Here is a 22315-nt window from a genome sequence, read left to right on the forward strand (position 1 = left end):
AAATGCGAAACTTTAAACCACCAATACTTGCAGCCTTAATTTTGAGCTTAATAGGATGTGATAGGAGTGATGAATTTATTACGAAAACATTACAAAACATGGTATTTGTCCAGGGCGGAACCTTTGAAATGGGAGATGTATGCCTTAAAAAATACGGGCAAAGATGTGTTATTCATAACGATAATGCCAGCTTACCAGTTCATGACGTGACGCTAGATGGATTTTATATGGCAAAGTATAAAGTCACGTATAGGGATTATGATTTTTATACAAGTGCCAACAAGATACCAAAACTGAAAATCTCAGAAGGTTTTCTTAAGCGTTATCCTAATTTGAGAAATGCGGACTATCCAGCGACTGCAAATTGGCAGCTAAGTAGTGATTATTGCCAATGGCTAGCCAATAAAACAAATCTTCCGTTTAGCCTTCCTACAGAAGCACAATGGGAGTATGCGGCACGCAATCGCGGACAAGATATAATATATGGAACCGTAGACGGACACCTTATTCAAGGTAAAACAGTTCCTGGCTATGAACAGAGAAAACAATATGCTGGTTTTGCAGCTGGTTTGTACCCAGTAGGACAATTTTCAGCGACTCCATTAGGGCTATATGATATGGCAGGCAATGGGCAAGAGTGGATGCTGGATTGGTATAGCAAGACTTACTATCAAAATAGCTCTGCACAAAATCCCGTTGGTCCTGTTAGTGGCAATGAAAAATCACTGAGGGGCTTTCCTGCAGGTGATAGTGTTGATGATGACGCAACACCAACCGCGACAACGATGTTTAGAACTGGCAAAGATCCATTATTAAAAGATTTACCACCCGACTTATGGGATAAATTTAATGGCGATATTGAAAAGGCAACTGAGGCAGACACCGAAACTGATCCTTATAAGATTGCTGAACGCGGATTCGTTCCGAAAATCACTTTCCGTTGCGTAATTAATGTCCAATCCTTACCAGAAAAATATCGCTAACAATTAATGCGAAGGAATGCGCCTTATGCCCTACAGAAAAATAATCATCATCCCCCTGATTTTATTTCATATTGCTGGTTGTGAACAGAAAAAACAATTCCTTAAAGAGACCATGAAAAATATGGTTTATGTCAAAGGCGGCACTTTCGAAATGGGTGATTTTTGCGTCAAAGAATATGGCACACGCTGTGCTCTTTCCAATAATAATGCAAGTCTGCCAGTCCACTCGGTAACACTTGATAGTTTTTACATGGCTAAGTATAAGGTCACTTACAGTGAATATGATCATTTTACAAATGACCAATCACTCCCTAAGCTAAAGATTGATCAAACATGGTTAAAAAAATACCCTTCGTTACGAGGTGATGATTACCCAGCTACCGCTAACTGGCAGTTGAGTATGGACTATTGTCAGTGGTTAGCAAAAAAAACTAGCCTACCATTTAACTTACCAACAGAAGCTCAATGGGAATACGCTGCTCGGAATCGCGGTCAAGATACTCAGTATGGCACTAACGATGGGCATTTTAGAGTTGGTATTAATGTTCCCTCATATGAACAAGAAAAAGGATACTCAGGTTATTATGCCGGCTTATACCCAGTAGGGAAATTTCCAGCGTCGCCCTTAGGAATATTTGATATGGCAGGAAATGGACAAGAATGGATGTTTGACTGGTTCAGCGATACATTTTATCAACATAGTCCCGCGCATAATTCTACTGGCCCACAATTAGGTATTGAAAAAGTATTGAGGGGAATGCCGCTAGGAGATAGCCGTAAAGATGATGCAACACCGACGGCAACAACTATGTTCAGAACGGGAAAAGAACCGTTGTTAAGAATTTTTCCAGTAGATGTCCTTATAAAATATAATGGGGATATTCGTAAAGCGTCTGAATCGGAACCAAAAATAGATCCTTACAAAGTAGCCGAGCAAGGATTTTTCCCTAACATTACCTTCCGCTGCGTAATTAACGCCCAATCCTTACCAGAAAAGTATCGCTAACAATTAATGCGAAGGAATGCGCCTTATGTCCTACAGAAAAATAATAATAATCCCTCTGAGTTTATTTCTTATTGCTGGTTGTGAACAGAAAGAACAATTCCTTAAAGAAACCATAAAAAATATGGTTTATGTCATAGGCGGCACTTTCGAAATGGGTGATTTCTGCTTAGAAAAGTATGGTGAACGCTGTGCTATATCTAAAAACAATGCAAGCCTCCCAACACATTCCGTTACTTTAGATAGTTATTACATGGGTAGGTATAACATTACTTATTCAGTACTTATTTTAAGCAGTTGCACCAGAGCAACGGATAAAACACTGTCTCCACCCTCTGATAGTCAATGGGTAGAAAAGGAAATCAAAAACCCTTTCCACTTGAGGTCTGATATATTTCTCATAAATGTATGAATGAGAGGTAGGATTTATGGATACCATATTGATTAACACCGCCATGGATATTTTACGAAAAAACAAACTCCAATAACATTAAACAGAATTACGTAATTTCTCCCGACAAAAAAATTAAGACAAAATTTAAAATTCGCATATTTAAATTACCTTTAACGTTATTTCATCAATATTATTCATAACATCACATAAAAAGGAATTCCCATGCCAAAAGGCTTCGTATTACTCGGCGATAAAACCACACACGGTGGCTCTGTTATTTCAGCCTCTTCAACCATGATTGTAAACGGAAAACCTGTCGCCTTAATAGGTGACAAAGTCAGTTGCCCTGTTCCCTTTCACGGTGTTAACCCTATTGTAGAAGGTTCACCCGAATGGTCCTCAGACGGTAAAGCCATTGTGGTGGATGGCTGTAAATGCCTTTGCGGTTGTCAGGTCATCTCCAGTGCTCCGGATTGCGCAATAGGATAAGTCATGGGCTGGGAACGTCAAAAACCCTTTACGACTGAACAACCCTCACCTCCTTCTTCCGGCGGCTGGTTAATCAGTGGTGTGCTGGCGGTGATTGCCAGTGTGTTGCTATTCGTTTTACATGCTTCCGGATCACTAAGCGTGCTGAAACCGATCAATATCTGGTTATTCGCGCTGATTCCCGTCGTGCTCTGGATACTGACTTTCAGTACCTGTGGTTATCTTTATGGCCGCGAAATGGAGCGTTTCCAGTTCTTCCAGCGTGAGGCTGAACACGCTCAGCAACAATGGACCGCGTGGGCAGAACGTTATATCGCAGTATCCGCAAGTTGCGTGATGCTACCGGACAGTATTTCAGCAGCACTGTTACAACAAAATCTGAGAGGTTTACCGCAGCAACAGGGGTTGGTTCGCCACATTGATTATTTGAAAGATAACAAGTCGGTAATTAATACGTTGCTGGAAGGTATTCAGAGTGCCCTGCAGATACTCCCCCCTGAGTTAGCACTTCAGGTCACGGTATTAACCGATGAACCCGAATCAGGCAGGCAGAAATTATTCGCCCTGTTTGATGAGTGCTGGCAGACCCGTGCGCCTGAAAACCTTCGTCCTGCATCGCTGAACATCACCGATCAGCTTTCATTCCGGTCACTTGATGAAAGACTCGGGCAACCGGAATCTACGGTGCAGTTGATTTTGGTGAAGCAGATGCACGGGGATACACGTTATTCCGACGGTCTGGCCGCATTGTTGTTCACCAGTGATGATGTCGCGCAAAAATATGCTCTGCCACACATCGTCCGTGTACTGCGTCCTATGCCGCTGCATGTGGATAATCTCAACGAAGAGCTGACATTGCTTCTTACAACACAAACGCAGGCTTGCCAGACTACTAGCGTCCTGGGTGATCACCAAAAATGGACCGCGTCCTCCGCCGCAGTTATCACCATCGGAAATGCAATTGGCACCCGATGGCAGGCAGAAAATATTCTGACAGTCGAAACATATTGCGGCATTCAGGGACCTTACTCTCCCTGGTTTACCCTCGCGCTGGGGGCTGATTTTGTTCATATCGGACAACAATCTTGGTTAGCGTTATCCACAACAGGAGCAGAAAATTTTGTTTACACCATCGCAACAGGGAGTGGGGATGAGCGTATTAAGTAGGCTATGGCGTTTTGGGGGCCTGACGGTTCTGCTGCTGGCTGTATTCAGCCTCATTGGATGGGCTGTCTGGCATCACGGGGAACGACTCGGTCTCGATACTACCGGCAAAAAAGCCGCAGCCTTCCTGATGATCTGCTTGCTAGGAGCAGTGCTGCGTTTTGGCCCTGCGCTGCTGCGACTGGTGCAACAACTCATGCACCGCGAAGAAGAAAAAAAGCAGAACGTCCTGCCGGGAAGTGAAGAACGTCTGCTGCAAACACCGCCGCGCCACGTCACGGTAACCGAAATCCGCGAAGCCCTGCGCCAGACTTACGGCCGCTTCTGGTCACACAAAGTCCGTATTTTGCTGCTTACCGGCAGCGCTGCCGATGTTGAGCGTCTGACTCCCGGCCTGACATCGCAATACTGGCAGGAAGACAGCGGCACCGTGTTGTTGTGGGGTGGCGATCTGGCCGCGCAGGCCGACAGCGCATGGCTTGTTGCACTGCGCCATTTGCGCCGCCGCCCGCTGGATGGCCTGGTTTGGGTGACATCTGCACTGGCGCAGCATACGGAGAATGGTCAGTTGCAGACGCAAACACCTCTCTCTGCCGACATGATGGATAGCGCCGCGAAAGCGTTTTCAGTTCGCTTTGATCTGCTGGGATGGCGACTGCCGTTGTACGTGTGGTCACTGCATTCAGCGGGAAATCAAAATAAAGCCCGTATCACGCAACCTGTGGGCTGCCTGCTGCCTGCCGCCTGCAAACCGGATGAACTGAGAAAACAACTTACCGCGCTGGTGCCGACGTTGATCGAACAAGGCATGCAGCAAATCGGCGTCAGCAGGCAGAATCTGTTTTTGTTGCAGCTTGCTGATCAACTCGCACATAAACCGGACTTTATTGCTGAACCTGTGGCCGCGTTGCTCAACCCTTACCGCCCTTCTCCCCTTGCAGGCATCATGTTCAGCCCGGCATCTGTCAATGCACAGCGCACGGTAAAACATCACTGGGGCAAGGATAACCGTTGGGATGTTTTGCTCGGCTCACTGTCGTCATTACCCGCAGGGCTGGCGGTCAAAAAGCTCGGGTTCGCGTGGGGTAAAACGTGCGGCATGATTGCAGCAGGTATGATGGTGTTATGGGGCGCGGGAATGGTGATGTCCTTTATCGTTAACCGCCAGACGATTAATACCAGCGAAGCGCAGGTGAAACAGGCTGCGGATGTGAAGCAGGCGCTACCACCGCGACTCAAAGCCCAGCGCGAACTGCAAAACACGCTCGACAGGCTTCAATACCGCCAGCAGCATGCACCCTGGTTTAGCCGGTTCGGACTGAATCAGAATGATCCTCTGCTGGCTGCACTTTGGCCACAGTATGCCGCCAGTGCGATGCCTCTGTTACGTGACGCCGCCGCTCAGTACCTTGAAGACAAGCTCACCACATTCACCGGTCTTCCACCGGATGATCTGCGCCGGGATGCATTGGTGAAGCCCGCTTACGACCAGTTAAAGCTCTACCTGATGCTGTCACGCCCTGAAAAAATGGATGCGGCATGGTTCAGCAAAACGCTATTAAGCGACTGGCCGCAACGCAAAGGAGCACCGGATGGTGTATGGCAGGGAGAAGGTCCTCTCCTTCTGGATTTTTATGGCCGTAACCTTTCCCGTCATCCGGAATGGCAACTTTCTGCAGATGAAAATCTTATCGGTCAGGTTCGTACCTTACTGGTTCGCATGATGGGTGCCCGTAACAGTGAATCCTCGCTTTATCAGAAAATGCTTCTACAGGTCGCTCACCAGTATGCAGATATGACGCTGGCTGATATGGCTGGCGATACGGATGCTGAAAAGATATTGACCACGGATGCCGTGGTGCCGGGCATATTCACCCGTAAAGCCTGGGAGGAGTCCGTCAAACCGGCGATTGATAAAGTGGTCAATGGACGACGTGAAGAAATGGACTGGGTGCTGAGTGACAACAAAACCGCCGTGTTGCAGCAGGATTCACCTGAAGCACTTCAGGCACGCCTGAAAGAACGCTATTTCGCAGACTTCTCCGCAAGCTGGCTGGATTTCTTGAACAGTCTGCACTGGCAACAGGCACAAACACTGTCAGATGCTATCGATCAGTTGACCCTGATGGCGGACGTGCGTCAGTCGCCACTGGTGGCGCTGATGAATACCCTTAACATACAAGGCAAAACCGGTCAAAGCGGCGAAGCTTTATCTGACTCGCTGGTGAAATCTGCAAAAAATCTCTTAAACCGTGATGAACAACCGGCCATAGATCAGCAGGCCGGTGCACAAGGTCCGCTGGATGCGACGTTTGGTCCGATACTGACATTGATGGACAAGAAAGCCAGTGGGCAAGGCAATGCCAGTCTCAGTCTGCAAACCTTCCTGACGCGGGTTACGCAGGTGCGTCTTAAACTTCAGCAAGTTGTGAATGCCGCCGATCCGCAGGCAATGACGCAAACACTGGCACAGACAGTATTTCAGGGCAAAGCGGTTGATCTGACAGAAACCCGCGATTACGGCAGTCTGGTGGCCGCGAGTCTGGGTCAGGAATGGAGCGGATTCGGACAGACAGTATTTGTCCGGCCGATGGAGCAGGCGTGGCAGCAAGTTCTGACCCCGGCGGCAGAAAGTCTGAACGCGCAATGGCAGACAGCCATCGTCAATGACTGGAACAGCGCATTCGGTGGTCGTTATCCGTTAAAAAATACCAGCAGCGAAGTGTCACTGCCGCTGATGGCCCGCTATCTCAACAGCGACAGCGGTCGCATCGCCCGCTTCATGCAAACCCGTCTGAACGGCGTCCTGCACAAAGAAGGCAGCCACTGGGTGCCGGACAGTATCAATGCACAAGGACTGACCTTCAGTCCTGTCTTCCTGAAAGCTCTGGATACCCTGAGCTACCTGTCTGACGTGGTTTTCACCAACGGCGAAGCGGGTGTGCATTTTGAACTGCGTCCGGGGACAGCCAAAGATGTCATGCAGACAGATCTGGTGATCGACAGTCAGAAACTCAGCTATTACAACCAGCTTCCGACGTGGAAACGCTTCACCTGGCCGAATGATACCGAAGCGCCCGGCGCAAGCCTGAGCTGGATAAGCACACAGGCAGGCACACGTCAGTTCGCCGATCTGCCGGGTGCCTGGGGGTTGATACGTCTGCTCGATAAAGCCGCCGTTGCGCCGTATCAGGGCGTGAGCAGCAGCTTTAACATTACCTGGAAAGCACCGGATGGCAGACGGCTGAATTACACCCTGCGCACGGAGGCGGGTGAAGGTCCGCTGGCGTTGCTGAGATTGCGAAACTTCACTCTCCCCGCGCAGATTTTCCAGGTTAAGGCGGCACGGGTTGCCTCTGTAGAAAAACCTTTTGATCCCGACGCTGTCGCTGAGGAGCCGTAATGTCCACATTAATTACCCTACAGAATGCATGTTCTGCTGAAACTTCGTCTCTGTTAGCACAGGCACAACAGCAAGCCTTGCTTTGGGATAACTGGCTCCATCCGGTAACCGCAGAAGCGCCAACTGGCGAAGACCCGGGTTATGACGATAGCTTCCAGCAGATGCGTGAAGAGGTAAACAAACTTTCCGGCGCGGATACTTCTCTGACCTGCGAACTGGCGGAAAATCTGCTCATCACGCACTGCAAGGACGTCCGCGTTGCCACCTATTACATCTGGGCGCGCTTGCATCGCGACGGTGAAGCCGGGCTGGCCGATGGCCTTTCCCTGCTGGCCGGGTTGATCTCACGCTTTGGTGAAACCCTGCATCCGTTGCGGCCAGCCAGCAGGAAAGCCTCGATGGAATGGCTGTCGGGTTCACGCATGCTCGACAGTCTCTCGCTGTTCCCGGAAGTGGATAAGGCTGATTTTTCCCGCATCGTGGGCGCACTGGCTTTAATTGAGCAAGGATTAAGTACGTGGGAGCAATCCTCCCGACCGCAGTTTGGGGCACTCTATGCCGCGCTGGAAAACCGCCTTGCACAGTCCGGCGGTTTTGACGCTGTCATTCCGCAAAACAGCAGAACTACAAGCATTCAGCATTCAGCTGCAACCGGAGAATCCCCGGTACTGAAGCCGGTCACCTCCGGGCGTGAACTCTTAGAACAGGCCAGATTGCTGGCGCAATACCTGCGTGATCAGCCATCCGGCTGGCTCTCAGGTCATCATCTGATTAAAAGCATCCGCCTGGATACAGTGCATGAACTGCCTCCCCTTGCCGCTGATGGCCGGACCCGTCTGGCGCCTCCGAAACCGGAACACCGCGCGTTGCTCAAGCGACTTTATCTGCAGCAAAGCTGGCTGGAGTTGCTGGAGCAGACAGACAGCCTGTTCGCTCAGGGCGTGAATCATCTCTGGCTGGATTTGCAATGGTATCTCCATCAGGCGCTGATCAAAGCGGGCGCACCCTATGAAGCCTGGGCTGACATCATTAAGCAGGATTTAAACGGAATGCTCACCCGCTTACCCGGTCTCGAAGGGCTGGCATTTGATGATGGCACCCCGTTCGCCGATGAAGTCACACTGAATTGGATCAACCAACAGGTCATGACATCTCAGGAAAGCTGGGGTAACGAACCCTCTGCATCGGCATCCACAGCAGGCAATGACGATATCCTGCAACTTGAACCAGAAGCGCTGGCACAGGCTGACAGTAGCGGCGTAGAAGCCGCGATGAACTGGCTGCAAAACCGCCCCGGTGCCCGCACGCCCCGCCATCAATGGTTGGTACGTCTGCTGATGGCCCGTGTTGCCGAGCAATACGGCAAAAATGACATGGCGCTGCATCTGCTGGGGGAACTGGACAGCAAGGGCTCCACGCTCACCCTCACGCAATGGGAACCTGAACTGCTGTTTGAAGTGAAAGCCAGACGCCTGAAACTCCTGCGCATGAAATCCGGGCGCGCAGACACCGACAAATCGCGGCTGCATGGTGAAATGGAGAATCTGCTGGTGGGGTTAATTGCTATTGATCCGGCACGTGCTGCGGTGTTGTGTGGCTAATAAAGATAAGGAGATACCCGCATGATGGATATTGCACAAGACCTGCTGTCGCTCTCGAAAATCACTCTGAACCGTTATCGCCTGACTGTACCTTCCTGCCAGGCCCTGCTGGATATGGAGAGTTTCACCGGCAACGAAGGCATGAGCCAGCTTTATCGCTACACCCTCACCTTTACCAGTACGGAAAAAGATATCGACCCCCGCCAGCTACTCCGCCAGCCGGCGACGTTCACCATGGGCACAGGTCCGCTGGAAAGCCTGTCTGCACAAAAAGTCGTACATGGTGTGATCACGGATTTTAGCCGGATATCAGGCTCAGCGGATCAGGTGCAATATCAGGTAACGCTTGAGCCCTTTCTGGCACTGCTTGCAAATCAGTTTCGCACACACCGCTTCTTTGTGAACAAATCCGTTCCTGACGTTATTGAAGAGGTGCTGACCGAACACGGCCTCAAAGGCTGGGAGTATGAATTTTCGCTGAAACAGGTATACCCGAAGCGCGAACAGATAAACCAGTTTCAGGAAAGCGATCTGGCCTTTATCGAGCGCCTGCTTTCTGAACTGGGGATATTTTATTTCTTCACCCTGCAACCTGATGCGCAGACTGAAATCATCCACTTTGCCGATAAGCAAAGTGCTTACTATTTCGGTAAAACTCTGCCGCTGAACAGTCCGTCCGGGATGAGCGACAGCGGTGCGGACTCCGTCTGGGGCGTAAATATTCAGCACAGCGTAGTTCAGGCATCCGTCACCAGTAAAGATTACAACTACCGTGAGGCGCAGCGGGTTTTACAGTCTGCCAGAGCAGACATGACCCGCGGAGCGGGCGAAAGCATCACTTACGGAGAGGTGTATCACTACAAACCGCGCCATCCGGAAACGGGCGACAAAACCGACCCTGCGGCTGAAACCGCCAACTTTATGGCGCGTCTCGACCACGAACGCGTTTTGTCACAACAAACAATCCTTTCCTTTTTTAGTAATGATGCCACATTGCAACCCGCGCAGGTGCTGACGATTACCGACAGTGCGATCCCTTCAACGCTGCCGGAATTGCTGTCATCCGCGGTCGTATTGATCCACACCCACTTCAGCGGCAGCCGGCAGAATGCCCTGAAAGTCAGGCTCAACGCGGTACCTTACAGTGAAACCCTGTGCTGGCGCCCTGCTCTGCTGCTCCGTCCCGTGGTCAGCGGCACCCTGATGGCGCGTGTCACCAGCGCCAAAGCCAATGATATTTATGCCTGGCAGGATACATCAGGGCTGTATCGGGTCAGATTCGATGCCGACCAGGATGGTAAAGCGCAGGGTCAGGAAAGTATGCCGGTGCGCTTCGCCAGACCTTATGGCGGTGACGAGTATGGTATCCACTTCCCGCTGATACAGGGCACGGAAGTGGCGATTGCCTTCCACGACGGCGATCCGGACAGGCCGTATATCGCGCATGCGTTGCATGACTCACGCCACACCGACCACGTCACGGAGCAAAACAACACCCGTAACGTCATCCGAACGCCAGCCAACAATAAGCTGCGGATGGAAGACAAACGTGGCGAAGAACATATTCGGAATTATGTCGGGTGGCAATACCGACATCAGCAGCGGCAAATCCTTTACCGTCGCCGCAGGCGAAAGCATCAGTTTGTTTGCTCAAAAATCCGGCATAAAGCTCTTCGCCGGAAAAGGGAAAGTCGACATTCAGGCACAGGGTGACGAATTATCGGCGCTGGCCATAAACGACATCACCGTGACCAGCACGGAAAGCACCGTCACTATCACCGCCGCCAGAGAGCTGACCCAGACCTGCGGCGGCGGCTACATCAAACTCAGTGACGGCAACATTGAAATCGCCGATCCGCAAAACATCCTGTTTAAATCGACCAACAGGCAAAAGATGGGACCGGCAAGTTTGAATAAACTCTTTCCTCGCTTCCCGAGTGCTGACACTGAAATGCCATCAGAAGTTGGACCTAACACAGGACCACGCGGAGATCTGCCAAGACAAGATATATCCAGTCAGGTAACCGGGCCAATTCTGGAACATTTGCATAAAAACTTTGCCACTGCGTGGCTGAGAGAAACGGGACAAGATTTACTCGTTATGCGTAATGCTAGAGAAGTCGCTAAAAAGCTTCAACAGCGTTCAGAATTTGGCACTCCGATCATGGCGCAACTTTTGCGCACTCAGGCGCAGGAAGGCAAACGAGATATAGAAAAACTCTATTTGAAAACAGTTAATAATGCGACGCAGTTTATATATAGAGAATCAATATTTTCGCTGGCCTCCATTGGCAGAAGCCATCAAAAAAACAGCAGAAGTTCAAAGCAAAGCGGGCAGGGATCCCGGTGAACACGGTTCATTACATTTATTCGTTGTCACCAACGTTACCGATCAGGGTATTGGTGCTGGCACGGTGAATACCCAGCGCATGTTGGAAGTTCTCGGCCGCGCCGACACAATTCCGAATGTGACAAAATTGACCAGGATTGGCAAAGCCAGCGAAGAAGTTTTCACCACTGTGCCTGCTATATATCTCGATCCTGCCGATGCGAATAAAAGGTATCAGGACTTGCTAAGAAAAACGGCAGAATTTGAAAAACAGGCTCAGGAAATTCAGGACAGCACAATTAAACCTGAAACGGTTCCCGGTCTGAAAGTTCATATTTGCTCACTGGTAGCGAAAGATTCACCTGCAGAGAAATGGATGCCTGTTTATATTCACTCCAAGCTCATGATCATAAATGATGTTTTCACTACTCATGGCTCCGCCAATATCAACACCCGCAGTATGCAAGTAGACAGCGAAATGAATATTGCTCATGAGATGAAAAGCGTGACAAAGGGCTTACGTAAGAAACTTTGGAAATTGCATACTGATAATCGGGGCACGCAAGATGATCCCGCAGAGGCATTTTTCGCTTGGCAAGATATTTTAGAGGACAATAAAAGCCTTCAAAAAACTAAGAAAGCCAAACCTACAGCGCCGCTAATTGCTTTTTTATACGTCGAAGCAACCTTAAAGGACATGGACTAATGCGCCAAGTGTTACTGTTATTATGCTTGCTACTGACTGCCTGCGATCAGGCCGCTACCCCCATTGTTGTAAAAAAGGATATCACCATGGACCCTCTTTCCAATACTGACGTAAGACTTGCATTTGTCTGTAAATATGAAGTTATTCCCGAACCATCTGCTGATGCTGACAAACTGTTTAAATACGGTCGTTGGTTACAGGTTAATAATCAATTAAAAAAAGATGAAATGGTGGATATTGAAATAGAAAGGTTGTACCGCATTGCCTCATCTAATAACCATTATAAAGCTAATATTAACTTGCAAAACGGTGCCATCCGAGGCCAATTTAATCTTACAAGTACCGAAAGGCTTCATTTGAGCATCCAACTAATTAATGCGCATGTCGCCACCGGTTATTACTTTATAGCAATTTATTTAGAGAACGGTTCCGCTGGACTGAAAAAAGATCCTGAAATGGCTCTTCGCTACTACCGTAAAGCGGCGGATAACGGTAATCCCCAAGCACAAAGTTATGTTGCCGACAAACTTGCAGAGGTAAGTTTGGCTCAAGAAATCGTTGAAGAAATGTATTACTGTGCATCTAAACAAGGAGATGCAAATGCGGCCAGAACTCTTGGGTATATATTAAAAAACCGCAAGATGTATCAAAATGCACTGGAAGTTTTTCAACTAGGAGTGTTGGCGGGAGATGAAACTTCGGCTGGAAAGTTAAGTAATATATTCATTGGGCCAGAACCTACTGATAGCCTTAATTTTATGAACCAGCAAAAAGACCCTGAACGTTCTAAACGTTACAAGGCAATCTGGAAAATACTTTCCGACTACTCCTATGCCAGCCCCACCGTCCCAGAAATCAACGATATCGTCCCCCTCCCACCGGCTCCGCTGCCTGCCTGGGATGGCAAGATAAAATGGCTGGAAGATCGCAAAGCGAACATTCCGCCGACCAAACCCAGCGAAGCCCTGATTGAGAAGCTGGCGAAAGACAAACAGCTCACCCCTGAAACCGGCAGGCCGCTGCCGACGTCACCGGATTTTGATAAAAGTGCCTCACTAAGTCTGCTGTGTAAAACCGGTGAACCTTGTCCGAAAAGCGGTTACTGGCAGATTGCATGGTTGCCGCGTGAAGGACTCAGCCGGAACGCCATTCTTGCACTCAGGGAAGGCGAGATTATGCCCACTGACCGGGTGGAGTTTTGCCGCTCACGCCCCTGGCCGCTCAGTGACCAACTGTTCCATCAGGAGCAGCACGTTGACTGGCGGTTTGTGGGTGCAGCGTAATTTCACGTAATAATCAGCGATTCAGAGCAGCAACGGATGAATTAACAGGGATGAACAAAATGACTCAACGCATTAAAGGGTATAAGTACCTTGTTATATACGCCCCAGAGTCTAAATCAGAAAAAGAAATGCTTGCCACAAGGCTGAAATCAGAACTGCTTTACGGTAAGAGTTTTGCCCATAGTCACGCGGGCGACCCAATAGTGACTATTTCCTTAAAAAAGCAGGCGCATTTATTATAATAGGTAACACCCCTATTATAACGTATTCAGATATAGTTTTATTAAACCTCTGGAGGTGGATTCACATATTTTTCATATCTTGCAACAAATGGTCGGAGAAGGTGGTGTTATTTTTATTACTGAAGTTGATGGCGATTTATCTTCCTTCGCAAATAAAATCAACGCAAAATTTCCAGCAAATATGACGACATACTGGGTATGCAAAATCTTAAGTTTTAAAAAAACTTTTTAGAAATAATTATCAACCTAAGAAAAACCTAATTAGTAAAGATTGTGGTTGGGCAATATTTAATTCAGAAATTAAAATGTCTATTTTTCATGAATGCATCCTAACGATGGAGCTTCATTGACCAGAATATACTGTCTCAAATGGTATTTATTGTTCTATTTGGTGCTGGTTTTTTTCACAATAATTAGCAAACATCATTGACGTTTTCACAGAGAATAAAATGAAAGACCAAACCCTGCATTATTACGACGCCGAATTACGCTATTTGCGTGATGCGGCAAAAGAGTTTGCACAAACTCATCCTGATCGCGCCGCGATGCTTGATCTCGATAAATCCGGTACACCTGATCCTTATGTTGAACGCCTGTTTGAGGGCTTTGCCTTCTCGATGGGACGGCTGCGTGAAAAAATTGATGATGACCTGCCGGAATTTACTGAAGGGCTGGTGAGCATGTTATGGCCGCACTATCTGCGTACCATACCGTCGCTTTCCATTGTGTCGCTGAGCCCGGACGTACCATTGATGAAGATGGCCGAAACAGTGCCCGCAGGTTTGGAAATCTATTCCCGCCCTGTCGGCCCTAAAAATACCGTCTGTCAGTACCGCACTACGCGCGACATGACGCTTAACCCGTTGGCCGTTTCGAAAGTGGTCATGGCGACCGAGCCGGACGGGCGTTCGGTGCTGCGAGTAAGACTAACCTGCAGCACGCAGACTGACTGGTCGCAGGTCGATTTACATCGTCTGTGTTTTTATCTGCCCGGAGAAGCTCCCGTCAGCAGTGCGCTGCATCTGGCCCTCACCCGCCGTCAGGCGGCGCTGTATATACGCCTGCCTAATCAGGCTGACCGTATCAAACTGGATGGCTGGTTCTCGCCCGGCGGATTTTCGGATGAAGATCTGTTGTGGCCAAAAGGTGAAAGTGCGTTCAGTGGCTATCAGTTGCTGCTGGAGTATTTCACCTTCCGCGAAAAATTCATGTTCGTGCATCTTAACGGACTGGAATCAGTGACCTTGCCCGCCGGGATCGCTCACTTGGATCTGGAGGTGGTTTTCAACAGTCAGTGGCAAAACGACCTGCCTGTCACCGATGAAGCCATGGCGCTGCATTGTGTGCCGGTGATCAACCTGTTCACACTGGAAGCCGATCCGCTGATTATTAACGGAATGGAAAATGAATATCTGCTGCGGCCGCGCCGGTTACAGGACGGTCATACCGAAATTTATTCTGTCGATTCTGTAACAGGCTCACAGCGAACGTCGGACGCAACCTACGTGCCCTTCACCAGCTTCCGTCATCGCGGCGGCATGCAAAGACGCCATGCGCCGGAGCGTTATTTCCACACTCGCGTAAAACGCGGCGTGACCGGGCTGCATGATACATGGTTGATCCTCGGCGGACAGCAATGGGAAGTCGATCGCGAATTCACCCGCGAGCCCGTCTCCCTGAAAATTACCGGCACTAACGGTCAGTTGCCACGCAAAGCGTTGCAAAGCACTTTGCTTGACCGTTGTGAAGCCGTATTACAGATACCACTGAAAGTCCGAAATCTCAGCAAACCGACGCTGCCCTCCTATCCTCCGGCGGAAGATCACTTCCAGTGGCGGGTGCTCAGCCACCTGGGCTCCAGTTACCTTAATCTGATGAGCAGCGCGAAAGTGTTGCGCGGCACGCTGGAGCTTTACAACTGGCAGAGCGATGAGCTGAACAACCGCCGCCTGGATGCTATTCAGCGGGTACAACACCACCAGATCCAACGTTTTGAGAAAGGTTTTTTGCTGCGCGGCATTGATATCGAAGTCACGCTGGATGGCAACGGCTTTACCGGTGAAGGCGATATTCATCTGTTCGGGGAAATGCTCAACCGCTTCTTTGCGCTTTATGCTGATATCCATTTATTCAATCAGTTAACCCTTATCGTTCAGCCTGCCGGGAAATGTATCCGATGGAAAGAGAATCACAATCAGCGCCTGCCCGGCTGATCGAGCAACTTCAAGATAAACTGCCCTATACCCAGTTTTATCGTTTTTGTCAGTTGCTGGAACAAAGCCAGCCAGATGCCCCGGCGCTGGGCAGCCAATGGCAGGTCAGACACGACCCGGTGCGTTTTCGACCGCATCCGGGGATGGGATTTCCGGCCAGCGAGTTTAAACGGGTGGAAATGCCGGAACATCCGCATCTTCCGCCGACTATCCGCACCACATTTATGGGGCTGTATGGTGTGGAATCACCGCTGCCAACCGCGTATATCGACGACATTACCCAACGTCGCGACGGTTACGAAGCGGTCAGCGACTTTCTCGATATTTTCAACCACCGGCTGATCACCCAGTATTACCGAATCTGGCGCAAATACTCATATCCCGCCACTTTTACACCCGGCGGGACAGATAAAACCTCGAAATATCTGCTGAGTCTTTGCGGGCTGGGCATAGAAGGATGTGCGCAAGAGATTGCCACGCCGGTTTCCCGCTTTCTGGCGCTCACCAGTATGATGCGGCTGCCGACACGCACCAGCGAAGGCATTATCGCACTGGTTCAGTTGCTGGCACCGGATACACAGGCGCAGATACTGGCGCATGACCGCTGCATTATTCCCCTGCGCAAGCAATTGACCATGAGTGCCAGCGCGCCGGTCAGTATGAGCAGCAGCCCGGTGATGGGCCGCCAGACCGTCGATGTGAACTGTCAGGTTCTGCTGAAACTGACCACTGAAAATCCGGATGAAGCCCGTGAATGGCTTCCGGGTGGCCAGCTTTACACCGATTTGCTGGCGTTGTTGCAGGTGTATCTTGGCTCCCGGTTGCACGTCCGTTTACAACTGTCGGTGTCACGCGCGCTGCTGCCCGATGCAAAACTTTCCTGCCAGCCGGAAAAATCCGGTGTGCTGCTGGGAAGAACCGCAGTGATGCGCAGGTTAAGGATTACATCTGCGGCCCAAAATAAAACTGAAGTGATCACTATTAATCTGGGCCGCTATCAGCGCGCTCAGGAAAATCTTCATCGAAGGGAGACTGATGAATATGGCGACTATCGCTGGTAAAACCCGTTTTACATTACTGATGCTGGCAATGGTATCCACACTGGGCGGATGCGGACTGACCCAAAAAGTCAGCAACGGCACCGTCGCCATGACCAAATCCATTTTTTACAAGCAGGTGAAAACGCTGCACCTGGATATTAAGGCGCGCGACGCCATCAACAACAATACCAACGGTGCTCCGCTCTCCACCGTAGTGCGCATCTATCAGTTAAAAGATCGCAAAGTGTTTGATGATACTGATTATCCGTCGCTTTTTGCACAAGACAGTCAGGCAATTAACGCCGATCTGCTGGCAGGAAAGGACATTCGGATCCGTCCGGGTTCGGCTGTCACTATCGACACGCCGTTGGATGAAAAAGCGCAGTATGTGGCAGTCGCAGGCATGTTCCTGTCGCCAGATATGAAGAACAATACCTGGCGTATCGTGCTGAGCCGAGACGATCTGGATCCGGATAAGGCGCGCCAGATTGAACTCAATAACCAGGGAATGAGTTTGCTGCCGCTGAAGGACAAGTGATATGTCACAACCCTCACTCTACGAAATGCTGCTCGGCAACTTTGCCGGTGGCCTCGATCTGCACAACGTCAGCGAAGAAAATCAGGTGATCCTCTCCGTGCTCGACAACATGCAGCGCATTCTCAACTGTCGCGCCGGAACGCTCAGCCATCTGCCGGATTACGGCCTGCCGGATATGAGTAAAATCCTGCACGGAATGCCCGGCACGGCACATTCACTGCTGGATGTCTTGTCAGAAACCCTGCTGAAATACGAGCCGCGCATCAAAAAGCTGCACGTGATTTTATTGCCACAATCCAGACCAGGGCATCTTGAATATGCCATTGACGCCGAGCTGAAAGAGCTCGGCTTAGTGCGTTTCGGTACGGAATTTATGCCGGAAGGCCGTGTGCTGATGCGTCATATGAAACAGCAGAATTACGTCAGTTAAGGAAAACGATTATGTCGATTGAACGCCAGCTGCGCACCGGGGGTGACCCGCGTGCGCTGGCTGATTACGCCGTTTTACGCGAAGAAATGAGCAAGTTAACCCATCCGGCACGCCCGGATGTGCACTGGCAAAAAGTGGAGCAGTTATGCCTGAACCTGTTCCAGCAAAATGGCATCGAACTGCAAACGGCGTCGTGGTACACACAGGCCAGAACGCGGTCAGCGGGTATGTCAGGATTAAATGAAGGGCTCGCGATCCTCGAGGCATTACTCTCCCGTCAGTGGACGGGATTATGGCCGCATCCGGCTCACGCGCGGATGGAAATACTCTCGGGTCTGAGCCAGCGCCTGCAGCAAATATTGCGCAGCATGACGCTGGAATATCATGATTTATCAGCTATTTATCAGGCGGAGAAACTGATCACTGCATTGTGTGATGTTTTGCAGCGCCTTGAACTTAAACACATCAGCCAGCTGGAAGCACTGAGCAGTTTTCTGCACGGTGCTGCCGTGAGGCTGGAAAATATGCACGCGGCCAGTGATACGACAATCGTATTGCCTGCGGCGGCACCAGAGAACACAGAAAAAAGATGGGCTACGCAAGCCCGCGAGCAGTGGGTTTATGTCGCACAGGCTGAGCCCGCAGAACTGCAGGAGAAAGTTGCCCCGCCCGTGACGATTAAACACCCGGTTCAGTGGAAAGGTTTTCTCGCCGGCATCATGGCAACGTTGCTGGCTGGTGGCGGAGTCTGCGCAGCTATCACGGCGTTTTATCATCCGCTATCCGGTGAGCAACTGATGGCGACGCTGCCGGTAATACCACAGCCCCTGAATGCCCAGACACTGGAAACAATGAAAAACCAGCAGGCTGAAATGTTGCATCGTGAAGCACCGGCGTTTCTGGCTGCCGCGCAGCAGCAAACGCGCCAGCTGGCAGCCTTGTCGCCGCACTGGGCGCAGGATACCGGGTCACATCTGGTCAGCCAGGCACTGATACTGTGGCCTGATAATCCCGCCACCGCCGCACTGGCAAAAAACTGGACACAGCAACTGAATGCCAGCGCCGTGCCGCCGGAAAGTCTCAACGGCTGGCAACAGGCGAATGCTCAGTTGCAGCAACTGGCGGACAAACTCAACGGGCTGGATGAACAACGCGGTAAATACATGACCGTTTCACAGCTCAAATCGTCGGTGTTCGCTATCCAGCAGGCGCTGAACAGTGCCCCGCCGGTTGAGGAATCACTGAGAAAACTCGCCGATATGCGGCAACAGAATACGTCTATCCCGCCACAGCTGATACTGCAACTCGACAATCAGTTTACGCAGTTACTGAACCGGTACGCCTTACTTATCGAGACCTTACCGGTAGCTGCACGGTGAAGACAGACTGCTGACATTCACGCCGTTTTTTACCGGGGCCGGGCATAACAGGTGGCGCGGAAACCAGCCCGGCCCTGACGCCCGCAGCGGCTTACCTCTTATATACCCGTCCGGTTAATGCCGGACGAAAGCATGGAGCACTGCTGTTTTTCTTCATTCCGCCTTGCGGCTCAAATGTAAAAAAATGCTACAAGCATTACCTTACGGCTGCATTTTTGGGCAAAATCGATGACATAAATTTACATTGCATTAAAAATAGGAATGCGCTGTCGCCACTGCTGATTTAACTTTCTTGTTACCAATTTTGCACACAACAAGCCATTACCCGATGCAGAGAAATTACATTTGAAAAACATCAAAACTTTTTGATCCAGATCAATGCAACAACTTGGCCCCTTAGTTTTTGGGGTTAATTCCCCTGCTGCCGCTTTCCCGCAAAATTAGTTTTTCCACTCTTGCGTTTTAACCACGCTGAAAGTGTTTCAACGACTAATTTCCCTGCGGAACCGTCCCTGTTAATCCCCTCACACGCTGTGCTTAAATCGGCTTCTCGCGAAACCCCGGCAGTCCCCCCTTTCATTCTAGACTTCACCTGCGAATGTCAGACATCGCCGGTTCCCGTACCGGTATTACTGTTTGGAAGGGTAACCTGACACACAAAAAGAGGTTGTTATGTTTGGTCTTGATGCGCTAGAACTGGCCCGTATCCAGTTCGCCTTCACCGTCTCTTTTCATATCATTTTTCCCGCTATTACTATCGGGCTTGCCAGTTTTCTGGCTGTCCTGGAAGGCATGTGGCTGAAAACAAAGAAAGAGGCTTATCGCGACCTGTATCATTTCTGGTCGAAAATCTTTGCCGTTAACTTCGGTATGGGCGTGGTCTCCGGTCTGGTGATGGCTTACCAGTTTGGTACCAACTGGAGCATGTTCTCCTCCTTTGCGGGCAGTATTACCGGCCCGCTGCTGACGTACGAGGTGTTAACCGCGTTCTTCCTGGAAGCCGGTTTCCTCGGCGTGATGCTGTTCGGCTGGAACCGCGTCGGACCTGGCCTGCACTTCTTCTCGACCTGTATGGTAGCGCTCGGCACATTGATGTCGACATTCTGGATCCTCGCCTCCAACAGCTGGATGCAGACTCCGCAGGGCTATGAAATTGTTAATAATCTGGTGGTTCCGGTCAGCTGGATGAAGATTATCTTCAACCCGTCCTTCCCGTTCCGCTTAATGCATATGACCACTGCCGCGTTCCTCGCCTCTGCATTCTTCGTCGGGTCTGCTGCGGCCTGGCATTTGTTGTGCGGTCGCGATACGCCAGCCATCCGCACCATGTTATCGATGGCGATGTGGATGGCGCTGATCGTCTCGCCCATTCAGGCATTCCTCGGCGATGCCCACGGTCTGAATACCCTGAAATATCAGCCCGCCAAAATCGCGGCCATTGAAGGCCACTGGGAAAATAAAGACAACAAACCGTCCCCGCTGGTGCTGATTGGTTATCCGGATATGAACCGTGAAGAAACCCGTTACGCGATTGAAATCCCGTATCTGGGCAGTCTGATCCTGACGCACAGCCTGACGCATCAGATCCCGGCGCTGAAATCCTTCCCGAAAGAAGACCGCCCGAACTCTTCGGTTATCTTCTACACCTTCCGCATTATGGCCGGTCTCGGCATGCTGATGATTTTGCTGGGTGTACTGAGCCTGATCCTGCGCCGTGGCGGCAAAATGTATACCTCTAAAGCGTTCCTGCGCTTTGCTTTCCTGATGGGGCCTTCCGGTCTGCTGGCGTTACTGGCGGGGTGGATCACCACGGAAATGGGGCGTCAGCCGTGGGTGGTTTACGGCCTGCTGCGTACTAAAGATGCGGTCTCTAACCATAATGTGCTGCAAATGAGCGTCAGTCTGATCCTGTTCATCGTCATCTATTGCTCGGTGTTTGGTGTCGGTTACGGCTATATGATGCGTCTGATCCGCAAGGGTCCGCAGGCGCATGAAGGAGAAGCTGTTGATCACGGAGGTCCCGGCCAGCACCGCACGCCCGCACGTCCGCTGTCTGCTATTTCCGAATCACTGACCGACGAAAATAAGGAAGCTTGATAATGGGTATCGACTTACCGCTGATCTGGTTTTTGATCATCATCTTCGGCGTGATGATGTATATCGTGATGGACGGCTTCGACCTGGGCATCGGTCTGCTGTTCCCGCTGGTCAAAAAAGAGCACGACCGTGACGTAATGATGAACACCGTTGCGCCGGTATGGGATGGTAACGAAACCTGGCTGGTGCTCGGCGGTGCGGCGCTTTATGGTGCATTCCCGCTGGCCTACTCGGTGATTCTGGATGCACTGACTATTCCGCTGACCCTGATGCTGTTTGGTCTGATCTTCCGTGGTGTGGCATTTGAATTTCGCTTCAAAGCCAGCCCGGCCAAACGTCACGTGTGGGATAAATCCTTCATCTGCGGCTCGGTGATCGCCACCTTCTGTCAGGGCGTGGTGCTGGGTGCTGTGATCAACGGCATTCCGGTAGTGAACCGCACTTACGCTGGTGGCGCACTGGACTGGCTGACACCGTTTACGCTGTTCTGTGGTTTTGCGCTGGTGGTGGCTTATGCCCTGCTCGGCTGCACCTGGCTTATCATGAAAACCCAGGGCGAATTGCAGGAAGCGATGCACAAAATCGCCAAACCGCTGCTGGTGGTATTCCTGCTGGTGACGCTGGCCGTCAGCCTGTGGACGCCGCTGACGCACACTGATATCGCCACCCGCTGGTTCTCGCGCCCTAACCTTTATGGGTTCCTGCCGGTACCGGTGCTGGTGGTGCTGGTCTCGGTGTGGATGTTCCGTGCCATCAGTAAAAATGCGCATCATGCGCCCTTCCTGCTGACACTGGCACTGGTGTTCCTGGGCTATACCGGCCTGGGGATCAGCATCTGGCCGAACATCATCCCGCCGTCCATTTCTATCTGGGAGGCCGCTTCACCGCCACAAAGTCAGGGCTTTATCCTGGTCGGCGCCCTGTTCATCATCCCGATTATTTTGGTGTACACCTTCTGGAGCTACTACGTGTTCCGCGGGAAAGTCACGCCGGATCAGGGTTATCACTGAGGAATCGCATT

General features: G+C 50.7%; 17 protein-coding genes and 1 pseudogene. All 18 read left to right on the plus strand.

What is annotated here, in order from left to right; all coding sequences use genetic code 11:
• The first annotated feature begins 2 nt into the window (after positions 1–2).
• The 18 genes and pseudogenes from EVX52_RS07915 (at position 3) to cydB (ending at position 22304) form a co-directional block, all read left to right on the plus strand.
• A complete protein-coding gene (locus tag EVX52_RS07915; RefSeq protein WP_165383743.1) occupies positions 3–983 on the plus strand; it encodes an SUMF1/EgtB/PvdO family nonheme iron enzyme in 981 nt (326 codons plus the stop codon).
• 25 nt (positions 984–1008) lie between these two features.
• The gene (locus tag EVX52_RS07920) at positions 1009–1989 is read left to right on the plus strand and encodes an SUMF1/EgtB/PvdO family nonheme iron enzyme (RefSeq protein WP_165385166.1); all 981 of its coding nucleotides are present in this window, start codon (positions 1009–1011) and stop codon (positions 1987–1989) included.
• Between the two features lie 25 nt (positions 1990–2014).
• Positions 2015–2398, plus strand: coding sequence for a hypothetical protein (locus tag EVX52_RS07925; protein WP_129991036.1), 384 nt, complete (start codon positions 2015–2017; stop codon positions 2396–2398).
• A gap of 204 nt (positions 2399–2602) precedes the next feature.
• Positions 2603–2869 carry a PAAR domain-containing protein gene (locus EVX52_RS07930; protein WP_129953516.1) on the plus strand — a complete coding sequence of 89 codons (267 nt, stop codon included), beginning with the start codon at positions 2603–2605 and terminating at the stop codon, positions 2867–2869.
• A 3-nt stretch (positions 2870–2872) separates the two neighbouring features.
• Positions 2873–4036 carry a type VI secretion protein gene (locus EVX52_RS07935; protein WP_129991037.1) on the plus strand — a complete coding sequence of 388 codons (1164 nt, stop codon included), beginning with the start codon at positions 2873–2875 and terminating at the stop codon, positions 4034–4036.
• Positions 4020–7436 carry an ImcF-related family protein gene (locus EVX52_RS07940; RefSeq protein WP_129991038.1) on the plus strand — a complete coding sequence of 1139 codons (3417 nt, stop codon included), beginning with the start codon at positions 4020–4022 and terminating at the stop codon, positions 7434–7436. The genes EVX52_RS07935 and EVX52_RS07940 overlap by 17 nt, the downstream gene beginning before the upstream one ends.
• Complete coding sequence (tssA, locus tag EVX52_RS07945; protein WP_129991039.1) at positions 7436–9037, plus strand: type VI secretion system protein TssA; 1602 nt, start codon at positions 7436–7438, stop codon at positions 9035–9037. The genes EVX52_RS07940 and tssA overlap by 1 nt, the downstream gene beginning before the upstream one ends.
• 24 nt (positions 9038–9061) lie before the next feature.
• Positions 9062–11078: pseudogene (locus EVX52_RS07950) on the plus strand (type VI secretion system Vgr family protein); the annotation flags it as partial.
• A gap of 247 nt (positions 11079–11325) precedes the next feature.
• A complete protein-coding gene (locus EVX52_RS25505; RefSeq protein ID WP_129991040.1) occupies positions 11326–12072 on the plus strand; it encodes a phospholipase D-like domain-containing protein in 747 nt (248 codons plus the stop codon).
• Complete coding sequence (locus EVX52_RS07960; protein ID WP_129991041.1) at positions 12072–13355, plus strand: sel1 repeat family protein; 1284 nt, start codon at positions 12072–12074, stop codon at positions 13353–13355. The genes EVX52_RS25505 and EVX52_RS07960 overlap by 1 nt, the downstream gene beginning before the upstream one ends.
• 59 nt (positions 13356–13414) lie before the next feature.
• Positions 13415–13597 carry a hypothetical protein gene (locus tag EVX52_RS07965; RefSeq protein ID WP_129953508.1) on the plus strand — a complete coding sequence of 61 codons (183 nt, stop codon included), beginning with the start codon at positions 13415–13417 and terminating at the stop codon, positions 13595–13597.
• A 449-nt stretch (positions 13598–14046) separates the two neighbouring features.
• Positions 14047–15810, plus strand: a complete 1764-nt coding sequence (gene tssF, locus EVX52_RS07970) for a type VI secretion system baseplate subunit TssF (RefSeq protein WP_129991042.1) — start codon at positions 14047–14049, stop codon at positions 15808–15810.
• Entirely contained in the window at positions 15774–16871 is a 1098-nt protein-coding gene (gene tssG / locus EVX52_RS07975) for a type VI secretion system baseplate subunit TssG (protein WP_129991043.1), read from the plus strand. Before tssF ends, tssG begins: the two co-directional genes overlap by 37 nt.
• The gene (tssJ, locus tag EVX52_RS07980; protein WP_370278320.1) at positions 16852–17388 is read left to right on the plus strand and encodes a type VI secretion system lipoprotein TssJ; all 537 of its coding nucleotides are present in this window, start codon (positions 16852–16854) and stop codon (positions 17386–17388) included. Before tssG ends, tssJ begins: the two co-directional genes overlap by 20 nt.
• A gap of 1 nt (position 17389) precedes the next feature.
• Complete coding sequence (gene tssE, locus EVX52_RS07985; RefSeq protein ID WP_129953505.1) at positions 17390–17818, plus strand: type VI secretion system baseplate subunit TssE; 429 nt, start codon at positions 17390–17392, stop codon at positions 17816–17818.
• Between the two features lie 11 nt (positions 17819–17829).
• A complete protein-coding gene (locus tag EVX52_RS07990) occupies positions 17830–19197 on the plus strand; it encodes a VasL domain-containing protein (protein ID WP_129991044.1) in 1368 nt (455 codons plus the stop codon).
• A gap of 672 nt (positions 19198–19869) precedes the next feature.
• Positions 19870–21294 carry a cytochrome ubiquinol oxidase subunit I gene (locus EVX52_RS07995; RefSeq protein ID WP_129991045.1) on the plus strand — a complete coding sequence of 475 codons (1425 nt, stop codon included), beginning with the start codon at positions 19870–19872 and terminating at the stop codon, positions 21292–21294.
• A 2-nt stretch (positions 21295–21296) separates the two neighbouring features.
• A complete protein-coding gene (cydB, locus tag EVX52_RS08000) occupies positions 21297–22304 on the plus strand; it encodes a cytochrome d ubiquinol oxidase subunit II (RefSeq protein ID WP_129953502.1) in 1008 nt (335 codons plus the stop codon).
• The last annotated feature ends 11 nt before the right edge of the window (positions 22305–22315 follow it).

It is taken from the genome of Rahnella sp. CFA14(1/10) (genome assembly GCF_004195095.1).
GTDB classification, from domain to species: Bacteria; Pseudomonadota; Gammaproteobacteria; order Enterobacterales; family Enterobacteriaceae; genus Rahnella; species Rahnella perminowiae.

Excerpts from the sequence above, each read along its gene's own strand:
- EVX52_RS07915 (WP_165383743.1), top strand. The coding sequence starts at position 3 with ATGCGAAACTTTAAACCACCAATACTTGCAGCCTTAATTTTGAGCTTA.
- EVX52_RS07920 (WP_165385166.1), top strand. The coding sequence starts at position 1,009 with ATGCCCTACAGAAAAATAATCATCATCCCCCTGATTTTATTTCATATT.
- EVX52_RS07925 (WP_129991036.1), top strand. The coding sequence starts at position 2,015 with ATGTCCTACAGAAAAATAATAATAATCCCTCTGAGTTTATTTCTTATT.
- EVX52_RS07930 (WP_129953516.1), top strand. The coding sequence starts at position 2,603 with ATGCCAAAAGGCTTCGTATTACTCGGCGATAAAACCACACACGGTGGC.
- EVX52_RS07935 (WP_129991037.1), top strand. The coding sequence starts at position 2,873 with ATGGGCTGGGAACGTCAAAAACCCTTTACGACTGAACAACCCTCACCT.
- EVX52_RS07940 (WP_129991038.1), top strand. The coding sequence starts at position 4,020 with ATGAGCGTATTAAGTAGGCTATGGCGTTTTGGGGGCCTGACGGTTCTG.
- tssA (WP_129991039.1), top strand. The coding sequence starts at position 7,436 with ATGTCCACATTAATTACCCTACAGAATGCATGTTCTGCTGAAACTTCG.
- EVX52_RS07960 (WP_129991041.1), top strand. The coding sequence starts at position 12,072 with ATGCGCCAAGTGTTACTGTTATTATGCTTGCTACTGACTGCCTGCGAT.
- EVX52_RS07965 (WP_129953508.1), top strand. The coding sequence starts at position 13,415 with ATGACTCAACGCATTAAAGGGTATAAGTACCTTGTTATATACGCCCCA.
- tssF (WP_129991042.1), top strand. The coding sequence starts at position 14,047 with ATGAAAGACCAAACCCTGCATTATTACGACGCCGAATTACGCTATTTG.
- tssG (WP_129991043.1), top strand. The coding sequence starts at position 15,774 with ATGGAAAGAGAATCACAATCAGCGCCTGCCCGGCTGATCGAGCAACTT.
- tssJ (WP_370278320.1), top strand. The coding sequence starts at position 16,852 with ATGGCGACTATCGCTGGTAAAACCCGTTTTACATTACTGATGCTGGCA.
- tssE (WP_129953505.1), top strand. The coding sequence starts at position 17,390 with ATGTCACAACCCTCACTCTACGAAATGCTGCTCGGCAACTTTGCCGGT.
- EVX52_RS07990 (WP_129991044.1), top strand. The coding sequence starts at position 17,830 with ATGTCGATTGAACGCCAGCTGCGCACCGGGGGTGACCCGCGTGCGCTG.
- EVX52_RS07995 (WP_129991045.1), top strand. The coding sequence starts at position 19,870 with ATGTTTGGTCTTGATGCGCTAGAACTGGCCCGTATCCAGTTCGCCTTC.
- cydB (WP_129953502.1), top strand. The coding sequence starts at position 21,297 with ATGGGTATCGACTTACCGCTGATCTGGTTTTTGATCATCATCTTCGGC.